This window comes from Mesorhizobium sp. M2A.F.Ca.ET.037.01.1.1, assembly GCF_003998075.1.
In the GTDB taxonomy this organism is placed as follows: Bacteria; Pseudomonadota; Alphaproteobacteria; order Rhizobiales; family Rhizobiaceae; genus Mesorhizobium.
In genome coordinates, this window is the sequence record NZ_RZSA01001468.1 from 1 (window position 1) to 1,088 (window position 1,088).

General features: G+C 69.5%; 1 protein-coding gene and 1 pseudogene. Both read right to left on the reverse strand.

The window, feature by feature from the left end:
- A pseudogene (locus EOA27_RS37635) lies at positions 1-832 on the reverse strand (4-diphosphocytidyl-2C-methyl-D-erythritol kinase); the annotation flags it as partial.
- Positions 829-1,088: XdhC family protein (locus EOA27_RS37640; protein WP_189562347.1), on the reverse strand; the 260-nt coding region annotated here is incomplete at its 5' end. The pseudogene EOA27_RS37635 and the gene EOA27_RS37640, both read right to left, overlap by 4 nt.

The following is a 1,088-nucleotide window of genomic DNA, read 5'->3' on the forward strand; positions in this document are numbered from 1 at the left end:
CGCGCTTGCCGTCGAGTGTTCCGAGCACCAGCAGATTGCCGGGATCGACCGGCATGCCCGCGCGGATGACGGTGCCGCCGGCACGTTCGATCGCGGCCGGCACGACATCGGCGAAATCGCTCATCGCTGAGGCGCCGAAGATCACCACCATGTCATTGTCGCGCGCCAGCTGGGTCGCGGCCGCGGCGACCGGGGCAATCTCATGCGGCGTGCGCCGCTCGGCCGTCAGCCGGCCGCCGGAACGCGCCAACCGCGCCTCGGTGACGCGCAGCGTCTTGTCAAGCACGCTCGGCTTGACGCCCGGAAGCACCGTCTGGATGACGCCGACCGTGATGGGACGATAGGCGTTGACGGCAAAGATCTCGCGGCCGGCGCAAATCCTCACCACGCTGTCCACCAGGTTTGCGGCGACGGCAAAGGGGATGATCTTCACCGTCGCGACCATCTGGCCCTTCTCGACCGGCGCATGCTGCGCCAACGTCGCGACGGTGATGGCCGGATCGACGGCGTTGATGGCATCGATCATCCCGGCATTGACGGTAAACACGCCCGAGGCCCCTGCATGCAGGTTCACTCGCCCGGTGGCGGCCGGCTTGACCTCGATGTTGCGGTGGCTCATGGCGGCCGCGATCTTCGCGGCGGCGGCATCCTCACCGAGATCGCCCTCGCCAAGCACCGCCGCGACGACCTCGACTACACCCGCTGCCTTCAGTGCAGCGACATCCTCGCGGCTCAGCCGGTGCGCCTTGCGGAACCGCTTTTCGCCCGCGGCCGTCGCATGCGCCAGCACCGCCCCTTCCGCCTCGTCGATCGGAACCGGCCCGAATTTCACGCCACGGCGCCTTTTGCTTCCAGACCGCGCGAGCGGAAGGCGTGGATGGTCTGCGCGAGCACCGCAACGGCGATCTCGGCCGGACTTGCCGCCCCGATGTCGAGGCCGATCGGCGCGTGGATACGGGCGATCTGGTCGGCGCCGGCACCGAGCGCCAGCAGGCGCTCGACGCGCTTGGCATGGGTCTTGCGGCTGCCCAGCGCGCCTACATAGAAGCAGCGGGCGTCGAGCGCCTGCTGGCGCTCGGTGCCGGCGC